At 51.4% G+C, this 16,635-nt stretch carries 15 protein-coding genes; 11 read left to right on the plus strand and 4 right to left on the minus strand.

Annotated features, from left to right (window positions below; translation table 11 throughout):
• Positions 1-166 precede the first annotated feature (166 nt).
• Complete coding sequence (locus ACH6EH_RS00005) at positions 167-886, minus strand: Crp/Fnr family transcriptional regulator (protein ID WP_397330623.1); 720 nt, start codon at positions 884-886, stop codon at positions 167-169.
• Positions 887-1,142: 256 nt separating this feature from the next.
• On the opposite strand from ACH6EH_RS00005, the gene ACH6EH_RS00010 reads away from it, so the two are divergent.
• The 8 genes from ACH6EH_RS00010 to ACH6EH_RS00045 all read left to right on the plus strand — a co-directional run bounded on the left by ACH6EH_RS00010 (position 1,143) and on the right by ACH6EH_RS00045 (position 10,692).
• The gene (locus ACH6EH_RS00010) at positions 1,143-3,839 is read left to right on the plus strand and encodes a copper amine oxidase N-terminal domain-containing protein (protein ID WP_397330624.1); all 2,697 of its coding nucleotides are present in this window, start codon (positions 1,143-1,145) and stop codon (positions 3,837-3,839) included.
• Between the two features lie 98 nt (positions 3,840-3,937).
• Complete coding sequence (locus ACH6EH_RS00015; RefSeq protein WP_397330625.1) at positions 3,938-4,360, plus strand: Fur family transcriptional regulator; 423 nt, start codon at positions 3,938-3,940, stop codon at positions 4,358-4,360.
• Positions 4,357-4,608 (plus strand): membrane protein insertion efficiency factor YidD, encoded by a 252-nt coding sequence (gene yidD, locus ACH6EH_RS00020; protein ID WP_138225460.1) that lies wholly within the window; start codon positions 4,357-4,359, stop codon positions 4,606-4,608. The genes ACH6EH_RS00015 and yidD overlap by 4 nt, the downstream gene beginning before the upstream one ends.
• Positions 4,609-5,050: 442 nt before the next feature.
• Positions 5,051-7,033, plus strand: a complete 1,983-nt coding sequence (gene metG, locus ACH6EH_RS00025) for a methionine--tRNA ligase (RefSeq protein WP_397330626.1) — start codon at positions 5,051-5,053, stop codon at positions 7,031-7,033.
• Between the two features lie 182 nt (positions 7,034-7,215).
• On the plus strand, positions 7,216-8,328 hold the full coding sequence (locus ACH6EH_RS00030; protein ID WP_397330627.1) for a metal ABC transporter solute-binding protein, Zn/Mn family: 1,113 nt from the start codon (positions 7,216-7,218) through the stop codon (positions 8,326-8,328).
• Between the two features lie 65 nt (positions 8,329-8,393).
• Positions 8,394-9,143, plus strand: coding sequence for a metal ABC transporter ATP-binding protein (locus ACH6EH_RS00035; RefSeq protein WP_397330628.1), 750 nt, complete (start codon positions 8,394-8,396; stop codon positions 9,141-9,143).
• 19 nt (positions 9,144-9,162) lie between these two features.
• Entirely contained in the window at positions 9,163-9,966 is an 804-nt protein-coding gene (locus ACH6EH_RS00040) for a metal ABC transporter permease (RefSeq protein ID WP_175415408.1), read from the plus strand.
• A gap of 12 nt (positions 9,967-9,978) precedes the next feature.
• Positions 9,979-10,692 (plus strand): cytochrome c biogenesis CcdA family protein, encoded by a 714-nt coding sequence (locus ACH6EH_RS00045; RefSeq protein WP_397330629.1) that lies wholly within the window; start codon positions 9,979-9,981, stop codon positions 10,690-10,692.
• 1 nt (position 10,693) lies between these two features.
• On the opposite strand, the gene splB is transcribed toward ACH6EH_RS00045, so the two are convergent.
• Complete coding sequence (gene splB / locus ACH6EH_RS00050; RefSeq protein WP_397330630.1) at positions 10,694-11,800, minus strand: spore photoproduct lyase; 1,107 nt, start codon at positions 11,798-11,800, stop codon at positions 10,694-10,696.
• 154 nt (positions 11,801-11,954) lie between these two features.
• On the opposite strand from splB, the gene mntR reads away from it, so the two are divergent.
• The 3 genes from mntR (at position 11,955) to ACH6EH_RS00065 (ending at position 15,059) form a co-directional block, all read left to right on the plus strand.
• The gene (mntR, locus tag ACH6EH_RS00055; RefSeq protein ID WP_138225467.1) at positions 11,955-12,380 is read left to right on the plus strand and encodes a transcriptional regulator MntR; all 426 of its coding nucleotides are present in this window, start codon (positions 11,955-11,957) and stop codon (positions 12,378-12,380) included.
• An 82-nt stretch (positions 12,381-12,462) separates the two neighbouring features.
• Entirely contained in the window at positions 12,463-14,055 is a 1,593-nt protein-coding gene (locus tag ACH6EH_RS00060; protein WP_397330631.1) for a family 10 glycosylhydrolase, read from the plus strand.
• 77 nt (positions 14,056-14,132) lie between these two features.
• Positions 14,133-15,059 (plus strand): patatin-like phospholipase family protein, encoded by a 927-nt coding sequence (locus ACH6EH_RS00065; protein WP_397330632.1) that lies wholly within the window; start codon positions 14,133-14,135, stop codon positions 15,057-15,059.
• Positions 15,060-15,135: 76 nt separating this feature from the next.
• Here the strand turns inward: ACH6EH_RS00065 and ACH6EH_RS00070 are convergent, their stop codons facing one another.
• Positions 15,136-15,459, minus strand: a complete 324-nt coding sequence (locus ACH6EH_RS00070; RefSeq protein ID WP_397330633.1) for a hypothetical protein — start codon at positions 15,457-15,459, stop codon at positions 15,136-15,138.
• Positions 15,460-15,466: 7 nt separating this feature from the next.
• A complete protein-coding gene (locus ACH6EH_RS00075) occupies positions 15,467-16,459 on the minus strand; it encodes a DUF1385 domain-containing protein (protein ID WP_397330634.1) in 993 nt (330 codons plus the stop codon).
• Positions 16,460-16,635 lie beyond the last annotated feature (176 nt).

A 16,635-nucleotide genomic window follows, 5' to 3' on the forward strand; every position in this document is an offset into this window, starting at 1 on the left:
GTAAATGGGGTAATCTTCTTCATGAGAGGTCTCCTTTTCGAATCGTGGTGTCGTGACTACCGATTCTACTAAAGGCAAGACCTCTTTTCAATTTTTATTTCCTGTTACTGGATAATCAACACGCCTGGTTAAAGGGATACTCCTAGCACGGCTGCTAGAAAGCAGCTTAAAGCCGGCAAATGTCCATGGGACATTGCTCACAGTGACAGATCTGCTGCAAGCGGGAAAGCTCTTTGATGACAAGATGTCCATGATTCACATCAAGGATATCTTGTCGTTTCCAATCGCGGAGCATGCGGTTCACGCTTTCCCGGGTAGCACCGATCAGACTGGCCAGATCCGAGTGAGTCATGGTTTGAGAAATCGTAATCCAGCCGTTGTCCTGCACCTCTCCGCAGGTGTTGGCCAGCCGGATCAGTGTGGAGCTTAGGGCGCCCGTCTTTCCGTACAGCATGAGGTCTCTCAGTTTAGTTTGAGTAATGCGGTGCTCTGCGCCCATCCATGTCATGAATTGAAGCGCGAAATCACCGTGCTGCGTAATTAAGGTCTCCACGCTTGATATGTCGATGACACCAATGATGCTGTTCTCCAGCGTTTCAGCAGAGAAGCTGTGTCTGGAGTGCGCTGTCAGGTCTGCGTGACCCAGAAGATCTCCGGCCTGATACATGTATAGCACCAGCTCTTTGCCTTCATCGGTTGATTTCGTGAGCTTGATCCGGCCCTGCATAACATAGAACAGCTGCTCAGCTCTATCCCCCTCCCAAAACAGCGCCGCGCCTGCCGGAAAGCTGCGGAGATTCATGGCTGCCTCCAGGCGGCTTTTATTTACCTCTGTCAAAAAGTGCGTATTTCCATGATCAGCATGCTTCAAACGCATCTGGGTCATGAGAATCCCTCCCGTTTATAGCTATGTACTCATTGTAAGTGAAAATATTCACGTAAACGAGCATTAACAATAGCAAGTATTGACAATCTGGTGAACGAGCGGGCGAAAATGTCGATTTTTAGGCTCATTCGGTGGTTTATGTAAGAATATTTAAAATGGAGGCAGAAACTTTTAACCCGGATTGGCGTTTAATAGACTGTGCGTTACCCCTTCAGAATGAAATAAATAGAGATCATATAGGAGTGAAGAAGCAAGCATGAGCCTTAAAAAAATATCTATGATTACCGTATTGGCTGCTGCCCAGGTATCTACTGTGGTGCCTGTCAGTGCGCAGTCTTCTGCTGCCCTGCAGCAGCCATCCACCGTCCTTGAGCAGCCGGCTGCCTTACAGGAAGCAGATGGCAACAATCCGAAGATCGGCGAGACGGCGCCGGAAGCTGCAAATTCTGCTCAGCCAGAGCCGAACGTGGAACAGGCAGAAACGTTAGAGTCTTCTCCTGAAGCAGACGCAGTGCAGCCATCACAGACATCGGAGATCAAGGCCATTCCAGAGGAAAATTCAGCCGATGATATGCCGCCAACGTCTTCTTCAGGTCCAGCGGCTTCCTTAAACAAGGAAAGCAATGAGCTGGTGCTTCTTATGAATCGTGCGGAAATGTACCATAACAGCAAGCTCTATACAGCGGCGCAGCCCATGGCGGTCAAGAGCGGGGTCTCTTACATATCGATCCGGGCGATTGTAGAGCGAGCGGGCCTGATGCTCCGTTATGATAATGCGACCAAAGAAACGATTATTTACAAGGATGGAAATGAGCTGCGCTTTACGATGAACAGCACGGTATACAAAGTCAATGGCGAAGCCCGTTCGATGAAGGGTCCGGCGTATACCTATAAGGGCACCTTTATGGTTCCGCTCACGTCTATAACCCAGGCTCTTGGAATCCGCTATGTCGTCAATCAGCCGGAAAAAAAGGTGATCCTGGATCTTTCCAGCCTTTCCGGCTCAGCGCCGGTCAATCCGGGCGAGGGAGCTTCGGGAGGGGAGCCGGCCAATCCGTCCACACCGCCGGTAGAAACGGTGCCGGGTCTGGTTCTTTTGATGAACAGTGCCCAGATGTACCATAATGGTACATCCTATACGGCTGCCAAGCCGATGGCCGTCAAACAGGGGGTCTCTTATGTTGCTGTCCGCTCCTTGGTGGACCGCGTGGGGTTCAGCCTGAGGTATGACAGCAGTACCAAGGAAACCGTCATTATGCGAGGCAGTGATGAAATTCGCTTTAAAACCAACAGCAGTGTATATACCGTCAATGGGGTCCGTACGACCATGAAGGGACCCGCTTATCAGGACAGTAGAACCTTTATGGTTCCTTTGACCTCGATTACCCAAGCTTTAGATATACCTTATCAGGTGGATCAACAGAACAAGCGAGTCATTCTGAGTCTCAGCACGAAGCCCATCGCTTCGTTTACGGTCACGAACCCGAAGGTATATGTTGGTCAAACGGTGGTGAATTACAAGACCAGCGCCTATTCGCCTTCCGGACTGCCCATCGTCAGCGAGTATTGGGATGGCAGAGAGGATGTCTTTTACGAGCCGGGTATTCATACCGTATCTTACTCCGTACAGGACTCTAGTGGCGAATGGAGCGATCCCTACACGATAAATATTGAGGTGCTCGTGCCGAACGAACCGCCTGCTGCGCTCTTTACGACGAACAAAGAAGAATATCGCATGGGCGAGCTCATCACGTATACAGACCAAAGCACCGATGAAGAGAACGCGATTGTGAGCCGGGAATGGGATAACAACGCCAAGGCCTTTTTTACCCCGGGTCCGGTCAAGGTTCGCCTGAAGGTAACCGATCGGCACGGAGCAGTTGATACGTACGAGAAAACCATTGTCATTACAGGAGAAACCTTGTATACCCGCGAGGAGTTCTATCAACTATATGCGGCCGTGGGGGAGAAGTTCTTTATCGACGGCGCAAGGGTTCCTTCCTTGCCGGTGCTTCCGCTGGAGAGCAGCTTTGAATCCCGGACCTTGATCCGCAGCAACAGCCCGGAGACGGTGACCCGGGAAGGCGTGGTGTACCGTGAAGTCGGCGTTGGAGCGACCCGATTTATGATTCACCACAAAAATGCGAGCGGAAAAGTAATGAAAATGTACGTCGTGGCAACAAACCTGAACAGCACCCCGGCTTCGCTCAATACGCAGCATGTCGGGTTCGGCGGACCGAGCGAATATCCGAATGCGACAGGAAAGCTGTCGGTAGAGCGGTATTTTCAATCCATGCAGTCAGGAAGCAGCAATCAAACGTCGATCCTGCAGCCGGGAGAAAGCCGCCTGATCTTGACCGAGATCAACGCGCTGCCGATCAAGGATCAGCAGGTCGTCTCCTTGTTTGCAGATCTTTTTACCGATTCTCCGATTCGTTATGATGTCATTATGATTGAGGAGAAGGAAAATGCGCTGAGCAAGTTCCCGTTCCTTCCGCTGCTGGCAGCAGACGGTATTCACAACCGCGGCACCTATGCGAATTCCACACGCATTCTGGAGAGCCATGAGCTGATCGGCCAGAGCGAAGCGCGCATTGCCATTGGCGACAAGAATCTGGATCCATTCCTGACCGGATACGACGGTATTACCGGCTATCCCATCTCCAATTCCGGCAATTTCGGAATGGTCTACCACATTAAGCTGAACCGTGTTGCGCCAAATACGCTCATTTCATTTAATCCACGCGGCGGCAAATATATGGGCTCGGTCATGGTTAATGGCAGCATGGTCAATGTGCCGTCTACGTCCTGGCTATCAGCGCCGCACGACAGCAGTGTGCTGTTCCGTACCGGAGAGTACGAGCAGCCCGTCGAAATCTGGTTTACGGCGGCGCCGGGAAGCAGCCTTCCTGTTAATATTTTGGTGACGCCGATGCCACAGAAGAGAAATTAATATCCTCAGCGTGCGCAGTGCTCCTTCGTTGACGCGGGTTGGTTTTTCAGGCATTATTAAAGGATGAATTTGAATCAAACAACAGGAGGCTGTTGCGTATGCTGACGACAGAAGAGATCATCGGCACGATGTCCGGACATGGACTACGCATCACCGATCAGCGCAGAACGCTCGCCAAATTGTTTGGAGAGCATAACGGTTATTTGACCGCGAAGGATGTCTATGACTATATGGGCCAGAAGTACAGTGGCCTGAGCTTTGATACGGTGTATCGGAATCTGCGCGTGCTGTCGGAGCTGGGTGCGCTGGAGCAGGTTGTCTTTGAGGAAGGCGTGAAGTTTCGGTCTCGCTGCAGTGAGGAGCACCATCACCATCATGTGATTTGTCTTCAGTGCCAGAAGACATATCCGATCACCTTTTGTCCTATGCCGCTTACTGATGCACCGGATGACTTCCAGGTCGTCAGGCATAAATTTGAAGTCTTTGGTTATTGTAAGGACTGCGGAGAGGGAGAAGCGTGAGCAAACGATGGCCGATCCGGGTCGTTCAAGCGCCGATCCATCTGTACCGGAAGGTCATTTCCCCGCTGAAGCCTGCAACCTGCCGCTTCTATCCAACCTGCTCACAGTATGCACTTGAAGCTATTGAGGTGCACGGTGCGCTGAAGGGCTCTGTCCTTGCGGCGAAGCGGATCGGAAGATGCCATCCCTTTCATCCCGGTGGCGTAGATCTGGTGCCGCCCCGAAAGGAAAGCCAGAGCTCTCCTTGAGTATATTCTTGACATTACGTCTGATCGTTGATTATATTGGGTGTATTAAGTAAGCAGAGTTAAATATTTTTCCTATGAAGAGATGAGTACGACAGTGCATGCTGCACAGAGAGCCGGGATAGGTGGGAACCGGTCAGCGGGGTCCTGGCGGAAGATGGTCTTGGAGGAACTGTTGTCGAGCTTCTTCCGGCCGTTATTCCATCCGGCAGGGTGAGACAATAGCGTGATCCAGCGTTAATGGCGGCCTGCTGCAGGCGGATAAGCCTGACTCTGTAAGGAGTCCGGGGAATTTGGGTGGTAACACGTGAGCTGACTCTCGTCCCATGGGGACGGGAGTTTTTTGTGTCCTTAAGGGCGGTCCTTATTGCCTAAACCTTGCCAAGGCACGCCGCTGCGGCCTGCACCATAAATAACATATTTCAATTAAAGGATGGAGATCTCAATGGCAGAACAGAAAACCTTCTATTTGACAACGCCAATTTACTATCCCAGTGACAAGCTTCACATCGGGCATGCCTATACGACGGTAGCAGGTGACGCGATTGCGCGCTACAAGCGCTTGAGAGGCTATGATGTGCGTTATTTGACAGGCACGGATGAGCATGGTCAAAAAATCGAGCGCAAGGCTCAGGAAGCCGGCAAAACGCCGCAGCAATTTGTCGATGATATCGTGGCAGGCATTCAGGATCTGTGGAAAAAGCTTGATATTTCCAATGAAGATTTTATTCGGACGACAGAGGCTCGTCACACCAAGGTCGTTCAGGACGTTTTCGAGCGCCTGCTGGCTCAAGGTGATATTTATAAAGGTGATTATGAAGGCTGGTACTGTACGCCCTGTGAATCGTTCTTCCTGGAGCGTCAGCTGGTGGATGGTAAATGTCCGGACTGCGGCCGTCCCGTGGAGCTGGTGAAGGAGGAGAGCTATTTCTTCCGGATGAGCAAGTACGTAGACCGGCTGCTGCAATACTATGAGGAGCATCCGGATTTCATTCAGCCTGTTTCCCGCAAAAATGAGATGATTAACAATTTCATCAAGCCCGGCCTAGAAGATCTCGCCGTCTCTCGTACAACCTACGAGTGGGGGGTAAAGGTCAAGAGTGATCCCAAGCATGTCGTTTACGTCTGGATCGATGCACTCCTGAACTATGTGACGGCTCTGGGCTACGGCTCCGAGGATACCTCCTTATATGACAGATACTGGCCTGCCGATGTTCATCTCATGAGCAAAGAAATTGTCCGGTTTCACACGATTTACTGGCCGATCATTCTGATGGCCCTGGACCTGCCGCTGCCGAAAAAGGTATTTGCACATGGCTGGCTCCTGATGAAGGACGGAAAAATGTCCAAATCCAAGGGCAATGTGGTGGACCCGGTTACGATGATCGACCGCTACGGCCTGGATGCACTGCGGTACTATTTGCTGCGCGAGGTTCCATTCGGAGCGGACGGCACGTTTACGCCAGAGAGCTTTGTAGAGCGCGTGAACTCTGATTTGGCGAATGATCTGGGGAATTTGCTCAATCGTACGGTGGCGATGGTCGATAAATATTTTGACGGAGAGGTTCCTTTCTTCGAGCGCGGTGTGACCGCTTTTGATGAGGCGATGGAGGAAGCGGCAGAAGGCGTCTACAGCAAGGTAGAAGAAGCGATGGAGAAGCTGGAGTTTTCAGTAGCACTCAGCGCCATCGGGCAGTTCGTCAGCCGCAGCAACAAATACATTGATGAGACTCAGCCGTGGACCCTCGCGAAGGATGAGAGCAAACGACAGGAGCTTGCCTCCGTGATGAGCCACTTGGTAGAGTCACTGCGTATTGCTTCCATTCTGCTTCAGCCGTTCATGACCCGTACGCCGCAGAAGATTTGGGAACAGCTGGGCATCAAGGCTGGACCGTTAACGCATTGGGACAGCGGACGTGAGATCGGCAGCATCCCTGGCGGCACGAAGCTCCAGAAAGGGGAACCGATCTTCCCGCGTCTGGACGTCGAGCAGGAGGTAGCCTTTATTGCTGAAGCGATGACTGGCGGCGCCAAGCCTGCAGCGATCACGGAGCAGCCAGCAGAGGGCAAAGCTGCAGAGGCTGAGGAAGAAGTGGAGCTGAAGGAAGAGATCGGGATTGAGGATTTTGCGAAGGTAGAGCTGAGAGTGGCCCAGGTGATCTCCTGTGAGCCGGTGAAAAAGGCGGATAAGCTGCTGAAGCTGCAGCTGGATCTGGGCTTCGAGCAGCGTCAGGTCGTATCGGGCATTGCGAAGCACTATAGCCCGGAGGAGCTGGTCGGCAAAAAAGTCATCTGTGTCACAAACCTGAAGCCAGTCAAGCTTCGTGGAGAAATGTCTCAGGGCATGATCTTGGCAGCCTCCCACGGGAATCAGCTGACGCTGGCTGCGGTGCCGGATTCCATGCCAAACGGTGCGATCGTAAAATAAGTGCTACAGAGGTTACTATAGTGAGGACGGCGTGCCGGAGTCGGCTGCCGTCCTCACACTTTTTTTGTTCAGGTTTATTAGTAACGATAACGATGTGGTTGACAAGAGGAACAACTACTCTTATAATCTCTAACTAGTAATTATTACGATTTGAACAACGGGATTGGAGTGGAGACGGAAGCATGAAATGGAAGACAGCATATGGGGCTTTGTTATTGTCACTGGTAATGGTGGTAACGGGCTGCGGCAATGACACGGGTAGTCAGAAGGCAGCTATTTCGGACGAGAAGATTAATGTCATTACGACATTTTATCCTATTTATGAATTTGCACGGACCATCGGGGGAGAGGATGCGAATGTCATCAATCTGCTTCCTACCGGTGTAGAGGCTCATGATTGGACGCCGCGGAGCCAGGATATTATTCAAACCTCTAAAGCACAGCTGTTCCTGTACAACGGAGCAGGCATGGAGGGCTGGGTGCCGGGATTTCTCAAAGGCTTGGATCAAGACAGCCAGGTTAAGCCGGTTGAGGTTAGCCAAGGCATCGATCTAATCTATACGAACGAGGATGACGGGCATCAGCACGGCCACGACCACGGCGGGGAGGCTGCAGTGGAAGAGGAGCATGATTACGACCATAGCGGCGAGGCCGCAGCGGAAGAAGAGCATGACCACGACCATAGCGGTGAGGCTGCAGCGGAAGAGGAGCATGACCACGACCACAGCGGTGAGGCTGCAGCGGAAGAGAAGCAGCCGGCTGTGGATGCCAAATATGTGGACCCCCATACTTGGGTAAGTCCGAAGTCTGCACAGATCATGGCCGAGAATATTTACAAGAGCCTGGCAGAAGCAGATCCAGATCATGCTGACGGTTATAAGGAACGATATGAAGTCTTGAAGGAGCAGCTTGCTGCACTGGATCAGAAGTTTGAGCAGGAGCTTGCCGCCTTTGAGAACCGTCAGATTGTGGTATCTCATCAAGCGTTCGGGTATTTGACGCGGGACTACTCCCTGGAGCAGCATGCAATTATGGGACTGTCTCCGGATGCCGAGCCGCGGGCGCAGGATATTGTCAAGCTGGCCAATACGGTGCGGAAGAACAATATTCGCTACATTTTCTTTGAAGAGCTGGTATCGGATCAGCTGGCCAGAACGCTGGCTGCGGAGACCGGGGTTGAGACGCTGGTGCTGAATCCGGTGGAGGGCTTAACCAAGGAGCAGGAAGCCAGTGGCGAGAATTACTTTTCATTGATGGAAAACAATTTGCAAAATTTGAAGAAGGCATTACAATAAGAAGAGATGGCCGGGGATATGTTCATATCACCCGGCTTCATATTTTACAGAAAGGCGGCCAAGGTATGCTTTCGGACGCGCTGGATTGTCATCAGCCAATTATACAGCTTAAAGATATTTCATTCTCTTACCGTCAGCAGCAGGTGCTGAATGGGCTTAATTTTACCGTCAAGGAACGGGATTTCGTCGGCATTGTCGGCTCGAATGGAGCCGGGAAGACGACGCTGCTTCGCCTGATTGTAGGTTTACTGCCGTCAGCGCATGGAAGTATTGAATTATTTGGAGAGCCGATCCGCCGCTTCCGTGATTGGGAACGGATCGGCTATGTACCGCAGAAGAACAGCTTTAACCCGTTGTTTCCAGCAACGGTTCGGGAAGTGGTCCTCTCGGGCCTCTACAACCGCAAGAATATGTTCCGCCGGATTACCCGGAAGCAGCATCAGCAGTGCAGTGATGCCATGGAAGTGATGCGCATCGAAGACATTGCCGGCAAACGCATTGGCGAGCTGTCCGGGGGACAGCAGCAGCGTGTGTTTCTGGCGCGGGCCTTGATCAATCGGCCGGATCTGCTCGTTCTGGATGAGCCAACGATCGGGATTGACGCCGAGACTCAGGCCAGTTTTTTTGAGCTGATTACCCATATGCATGAGCATCACGATATGACTTTTCTCATGGTGACGCATGATCTGGATATGGTTCGCGGTGAGCTGGGAGAAAAGCCGGTGTCCCAGAACGGCAAAATTCAGTTTTATGTTCGTCACTCCCATGATGCCCAGGACTGCGTGGAGCAGGATCTGACGCATTCGCTCGTTTAGGAAGGAGAATTACGTCTTGCTGGATATTTTATCAAGTGATTTCTTTCAGCGCGCCATGCTTGGCGGGCTGCTCATCGGCGTTACCGCGCCGTTAATCGGTATTTTCCTCGTGCTGCGGCGATTGTCCATGATTGGCGATACGCTTTCGCATGTAACGATTGCGGGCGTTGCACTTGGATTTCTGATTGAGGTCTATCCTCTGGCGGCAGGGCTTGTGTTCGCCGTAGCTGCATCCTTCGCAATAGAGAAGCTCCGCAAAGCGTACAAGAGCTATGCAGAGCTGTCTATTGCGATTATTATGTCCGGGGGGGTCGCGCTTGCCTCGCTGTTCTTCACTTTGGGCATGGGCTACAATACGGATGTCATGAGCTATCTGTTCGGCAGTATTTATACACTGGATGTCAACGATCTGTATCTGGTGGGGGGCGTAACGGTCGTCGTGATTACGGTGATATCGCTCTTTTTCAAGGAATTGTTCCTGCTCAGCTTTGAAGAGGATGCAGCCAGCGTCAGCGGCCTGCCGGTAAAATGGATCAATATGATCATTACAGTGTTGACGGCGCTCGTGGTGAGCACGGCCATCAAGATTGTGGGGGCGCTGCTCGTATCTGCACTGCTGACAATCCCGGTTGCGGCCAGCCTGCTGCTGGCCAGAAGCTTCCGCTCTGCCATTGTACTGTCAGTCATTCTGTCGGAGATTGCGGTGGTCGGAGGTCTTATGCTGGCCGGCGTGTTCAATCTGGCGCCCGGAGCCACGATTGTGCTGCTGCTGATTTCGTTCCTGACGCTGGCGCTGGTTGGCAAAAAAGGCTTTTCATCTTAAGGGGGAGTACTTATGGCTGATATGAATATAGGAATCGCATTTGCAGCCGGCTTCGCATCGTTTATTTCGCCCTGCTGTCTCCCGCTGTATCCTTCTTATCTTTCGATCATTACCGGAATGTCGGTCAATGAATTAAAAACGGAGCAGAACCGCAAGGACGTTCGCATGCGCACCATGAGTCACACGCTAGCGTTTATCCTCGGGTTCTCCTCCGTATATTATACGCTCGGCTGGGGAGCGGGACTGTTTGGGGAATTCTTTATCGAGTATCAGGACTTGATCCGGCAGCTCTCGGCGCTGCTTATTATCTTGATGGGTCTGCTGCTGGTCGGCTTGTTTCAGCCCCGGTTTCTCATGAAGGACCGCAAGTTCGATTTCAAATCTAAGCCGGCGGGATACATAGGCACCTTCTTGTTCGGAATTGGGTTTGCTGCAGGGTGGTCCCCTTGCGTAGGCCCGATCCTGATGGCTATTATTGCCCTCGCGGCCACCGATCCCGGCACATGGTTCCCGCTGATCACGTCATACTCTCTTGGATTTGCAGTTCCCTTTTTTATCCTGGCATTCTTTATCGGATCCACGCGCTGGATTCTCAAATATTCCAGTGTGCTGATGAAGGTCGGCGGTGCGCTAATGATTCTTATGGGGATCTTGCTGTTTAGCAATCAAATGTTTAGAATTACGATCTGGCTTCAAAGCATGACGCCGGAATGGCTTCGTTTCTAAATTACGTAAAGTAATCAATCCTTGCCTCTGGAAAATGGTCAAAGATCCGCTCTGTGATAAATTGTCGCAGGGCGGTTTGCTGTTCATCAGGGTATACATATTTGTATTGGCCCCAGCGTCCCCATTTCTGTTTTCTTTTTTCAATATCCATCTCCAGCTTGGTTTTGGGGTAACGCTGCTCGATCACGTTTTTGGCCGTCTTGGTAAAACGGTGCTGAATCATCTCAAAGCTCAAGTCCTTGGTTGCTTCGGGCGGCAGTGAATCCGAGAGGCGCTTTAGCAGCTCTGCATAGCCTTCCTCCCAGCCGTCATACCAAATGATGGGAGCGATGATGAAGCCTAACGGATAGCCGGCATGGGCGATTTTGGATGCAGCCTCAATCCGTTCCTCAAAGCGCGAGGTGGCTGGCTCAAACTGGCGAATCACATAATCCGCATTGACACTGAACCGGATTCGGGTATGACCGTTGTGATTCAGATTCAGCAAAGGACCGACATGGTGAAACTTTGTTACAAACCGAAGTCGCCCATGCTCTTGTCCAGCCATAAATGTGATCAGGTCCTGTAGCGTACCGGTAATATGCTCAATCCCGACGGGATCAGAGGTACAGGCGGCTTCAAAGGTTGTGATTTCCGGTGCTTTTTCGTCAATATAGCCCTTTGCAGCGCCCAGAATATCCTCTGTGTTAACATAAACTCGGATGTAGGGCTTGGAGCCGAGGGTCGTCTGTAAATAACAATAATGGCAATGGCCCATACAGCCGGTGGAAATGGGAATCGCATAGTCAGCCGACGGCTTGGACTGGTCAAACTTCAGCGTTTTTCGCAGGCCGACGACGAGGGTTCTTTTGGCCATCCGGTACTTTTCCTGCTCCGTCTCCCCGGGAAGATTGGTAATCCGGTTGTGAGAGGTTGTCATGCGGTATTCAATGTTGCGTGCTTTAACGAACTCCATAATTTTCTGACCCTTGGGATATTCCAGCGCATCCGGTTCAAAATAAACAAGGTCGGGGATGAACGGCTTGGTCGGCTTAGGAATGCGTTTGACGGGTGGAGCTGTCAATGTCGTCTCGGCCACGGCTGCACCTTCTTTCTGTAAGCTAAGCATAGTATGGACCTTGACTCTCGTCTTGACACCTGACAATTACAAACAGGCGATCCCGGCAGGACTTGCCAAGTGCTATTGAGAACATGTATCATTAACGGTGCAGGTACACCGCTGCCGGACGTTTTGGAAGATATGAGAAAAGAGGGAAATGAAGATGCCTACACCCAGCATGGAGGATTATTTGGAGCGCATCTACAAGCTGATTGAAGAGAAGGGTTATGCGCGCGTTTCGGATATTGCCGAAGGCTTGGAGGTTCACCCCTCATCCGTCACGAAGATGATTCAGAAGCTTGATAAGGATGAATATTTGATCTATGAGAAGTATCGCGGCCTCGTCTTGACCAGCAAGGGCAAGAAGATGGGGAAGCGCTTGATGGCCCGCCATCAGCTGCTGGAGCAGTTCCTGGGCATCATTGGCGTACAGGAAGAGAATATTTACGCGGATGTAGAAGGAATTGAGCATCATCTGAGCTGGGACTCCATAACTTGTATAGAGACCCTGGTAGAATATTTTAATCGGGATGAACAACGTCTTAAGGAGCTGCGGAATATTCATCAGGAATTGGTTAGCGAATCGTAGAAAGGGCATCTGTCCGCAGTTGACAGATGCTTTTTTCATGAAAGGTTGCCTGCAAAACCTAAGAAGCTGGAGGTTCTGAAGAATGAAGTTACGAAGATGGCTGCTGGTGCTGCTGTTGACCCTGTTGTGTCTCCCGTCGGTGGTTCCCGCTGCGAAGGCGCAAAGCCCCGACATCCAGATTCTGCTTGACGGTCAGAGGCTGTACAGCGATGTACCGCCGTACATCCTTCCCAAAGTAAATGTCACGATGGTGCCGACTCGCGTCATCAGCGAGGGGCTTGGCGTATCCATTGCATGGAACCAGAGCACGAAAACGGCTGTGATTGCGCAGCAGAACATCAGCATTAGCCTGAAATCGGGATCTCCTACGGCTATTGTTAATGGAGTGCCGGAGGCACTGAGTGCATCGGTTCAAATCCGGAACGGCCGGGTGATGGTGCCGCTAAGGTTCATCAGCGAGAAGCTGGGGCTGACCGTGAGGTGGAATCAGCAGCAGAAGATCATTGATATGACCAGCGGCTGGATCATTCCCGAGGAGCCGGGAATCCCGCCGGTAGTACCGCAGCCGCAGCCGGTAGAGAAGGAGCTTCGGGGAGCTTGGGTGTCCAGTATTTATAATCTGGACTGGCCTGCCACGAAGACGACCGCAGCGCAGCAGCAGCAGGACTTCATCCAAATGCTGGACAAGCTGCAGGCGGCTGGATTCAATGCGGTGTTTGTGCAGCTTCGGCCTGCAGGTGACGCACTGTACTCCTCGGCACTGGTTCCTTGGTCGAAGGCACTGACCGGAACTCAGGGCAAGGATCCCGGCTACGATCCTGCTGCATTTATGATTCAGGAGACGCAGAAGCGGGGCATGGAGTTTCACGCCTGGTTTAATCCGTTTCGAGCGCATACCGAGCTATCCACGAGCGGCCTTGCTGCCAATCATGTTGCTGTCGCTCATCCCGATTGGATCTTGAAGGTGAACAACCAGATGATGATCGATCCCGGTAATCCTGCAGCGAGACAGCACATCATGGATACCATCATCGAGGTGGTGGACGGTTATGATGTGGATGGAATTCATCTGGATGATTATTTTTATCCGTCTCATACGTCGATCCCTGACTCCAGCTCCTATGCGCTGTATAATACAGGTTCATATCGAACCGTTGCAGATTGGCGGCGCGGTAATGTGAATACCTTTATTGAAGAGCTGGGAGAAAGCATCAAGCGGGTCAAGCCACAGGTGTACTACGGGGTCAGTCCTTTCGGCGTGTGGCGCAATGATACCGCAGACCGAACGGGATCTCCGACCAAAGCAGGGGTTACAGCCTATGACAGCATGTATGCCGACACACGGACCTGGATTCAGAATGGCTGGATCGATTATATCGCCCCGCAAATCTACTGGAGCATGAATTATACCGCTGCGGATTACGATAAGCTGGTGGACTGGTGGGTGAAGGAGGTTTCCGGAACCGGAGTCGATCTCCTGATCGGACATGCGGCATACAAGGTCGGCGATCCGGCCCAGGATAAGAATTGGCAGACAGCCACTGAAATTATTAACCAGCTTCGCTACAATGACAAATACAAGGATATCCAAGGGAGCCTGTTCTTTAGAGCCAAGCACTTGCTCGGCAATCCGCTCGGGCTGCTGGATCAATTGAAATTATATTATCAATCCTAAATCAGCACGTTGTAAGACATGAATACTCCCCCGTTCTCATACATAGTCAATAGACCATGTGAGGCGGGGGTTTTATTATGGATATTAATGCCGTATTTGAGGGCGGCGGCGTCAAAGGCATATCACTGGCTGGAGCCGTAAAGGCGGCGGAGCTGCAAGGGATCACCTTTAAACGGGTAGCTGGGACCTCATCAGGCTCCATTGTAGCGTCCGTGCTGGCAGCAGGCTATACCGCTGATGAGATGAAACACATCATCAAGAACATGCCTTTTGAACGGCTCCTGGTGCGGGCGCCGATTTTTGATACGGCCTTTGTTGGACCTGCTCTTCGGGTCTTGCTGAAAAAAGGGTTATACTCCGGAGAAGCACTGGAGCAATGGGTACGCAGTCTGCTGCTTGCCAAGGGCATCGTCACCTTTTCAGATATTCCTGCAGGCAAGCTCTACATTGTGGCTTCGGATATTACGAACGGAAAGCTGCTCGTCCTTCCGGATGACTTGCGAAACTACGGGATCAATCCGGCCACGTTTCCTGTAGCGAAGGCCGTACGGATGAGCTGCAGCATTCCTTACTTCTTTGATCCGGTCATTCTAAGGCTCATTGGGGAGCCGGCCAGAGGAAAGGCCTTTAATGAGCAATTTGTGTACATTGTCGATGGCGGGCTGCTTAGCAATTTTCCGTTATGGCTCTTTGACCGCAAGCGAAAAGGAACAGGGCTTTCAAAGCCTCCCCCTGTCGTGGGCTTTCAAATGGTCGGCAAGCATGCAGAAGAGCCGCATAAAATCACAGGACCGTTTAGTATGCTGAGTGCCATGTTTGAAACGATGCTGTCTGCGCATGATGAACGGTATATCGAGAAGGAGAACCGAAACCGGACGATCAAAATCCCGACCCTCGGTATTGGCACAACCCATTTTGATTTGTCGGAAGCTGAAAGCGAGGCGTTATATCAATCAGGATTGATGGCAGGGACGCAGTTTTTTAAGGAATGGATTCCGCAATAAGGGCTCTGAATTTAAAAGGGCTGCTTCGCAAAGGTGATTTCCTTTGCGAAGCAGCCCTTTTGGCGTGTATGCGAGATTAATGATACTTTGGCATGTCCTCGTCATCACTTTTTCCCTTGCTGCCTTCAATAACTTGAAACGGATACCGCTTCTTTCGGGATGATTGAGAGGGCTCTGCCTTCATGCCGGCTGTCCTTGCTGCCTTGATCTTGGCCTGAGTCTTGCGTGAAGGCTTGACCTTGGGGCGGCGCCGGGTACCAGGCGGAAACTTGTAAAGCAGAAATACGACAGCGACAATGATCAGCGGAATATAGTACTGCTGCAGATTTAGAAGCAGACCTACCGCCGCCAGTGTAATAAAGATGCCCAGAATGATCTTCTGCGTTCTCAGCCTGTACATGGATTCATCATCCTTTCGCAGGGTCAAGTACAGTTCCCGCTGCCGGCTTCGCCGTTGCGGCCCGTTCGAATTGGGCATCCAGCTCCCGCATCCGGTTAAATGAAGCGATGGAAACCTCGACCTGATCGTCGGTCGGTTCTTTCGTCGTCAGCAATTGAAGCCACAAGCCGGGATATCCCAAGTACCGAAGCACCGGAACCTCTCGGAGCGAGTTGGTAAGCTTCAAAAATTCGAAGGAAATGCCCAGGACGACGGGCAGCAGCACAATGCGCTGAATGACTCTTTCGGTCAGGTTATCCCATGGCACAATGGAATATACGACGACGCCAAGCACAATCGTCAGCATCATGAAGCTGCTGCCACAGCGATAATGGAGACGGGTGTACTTCTGGACATTCTTCACCGTCAGCTCTTCACCGGCTTCAAAGGCACTGATGACCTTGTGCTCTGCTCCATGATATTGAAACAGCCGCTTAATGACCGGGGTTTGCGAGATCGCCCAGAGATAAATGAGAAGAAGTAGGAGCTTGATGCCGCCTTCGATCAGATTGCGGATAATGTAGTTGTCTATAATATCACCGAACAGAAAATCCTCTACAAACACAGGGACGAGCGTGAACAAGAGCTTGCCGAATACAAAGGATAGTACGCTGACCGCCGCTACACCAATAATCATGCTGAGGCTCCAGCCAGAATCCTCCTTCTCCTTCTGCTTCTCCCGTTCTTCGGGATCCAGAGAGTCATCGGCGTAGGCATCTGCAGAGAAATTAAGATGCTTGGAGCCTTTGATGCTTGAATCTATGAGGCTAATAATTCCGCGTAGCAGTGGAATTTTGCGCAGCCTGAGGATCAGGGATTTATCTTCCCTTGGCACTTCGAGAAACTTAATTTCGTTGTTTTTTCTCCGTACAGCGGTTACATTGACGTGCCTGCCGCCGAACATAACACCTTCGATCACGGCTTGGCCACCATAGCTGACCGGAGCGGGCTTTTGGGACAAACAATTCACCTTCCTGTCTCAAAATACTTGAAATGCTTAAATACATATCCTTATTGTATCGAATGTTGGAGTTAAATTCTAGTTTGATTAAGGCAGCACGTTCAGGAGCATACTAGGATTCAAACTTTTGCCGCTTTTGTAAGGGCGTATAACGATCAAGGAGAGTGTTTTATTCC

Origin of the sequence: Paenibacillus sp. JSM ZJ436 (assembly GCF_044383795.1) — a bacterium.
Classification (GTDB): domain Bacteria; phylum Bacillota; class Bacilli; order Paenibacillales; family Paenibacillaceae; genus Paenibacillus_AQ; species Paenibacillus_AQ algicola.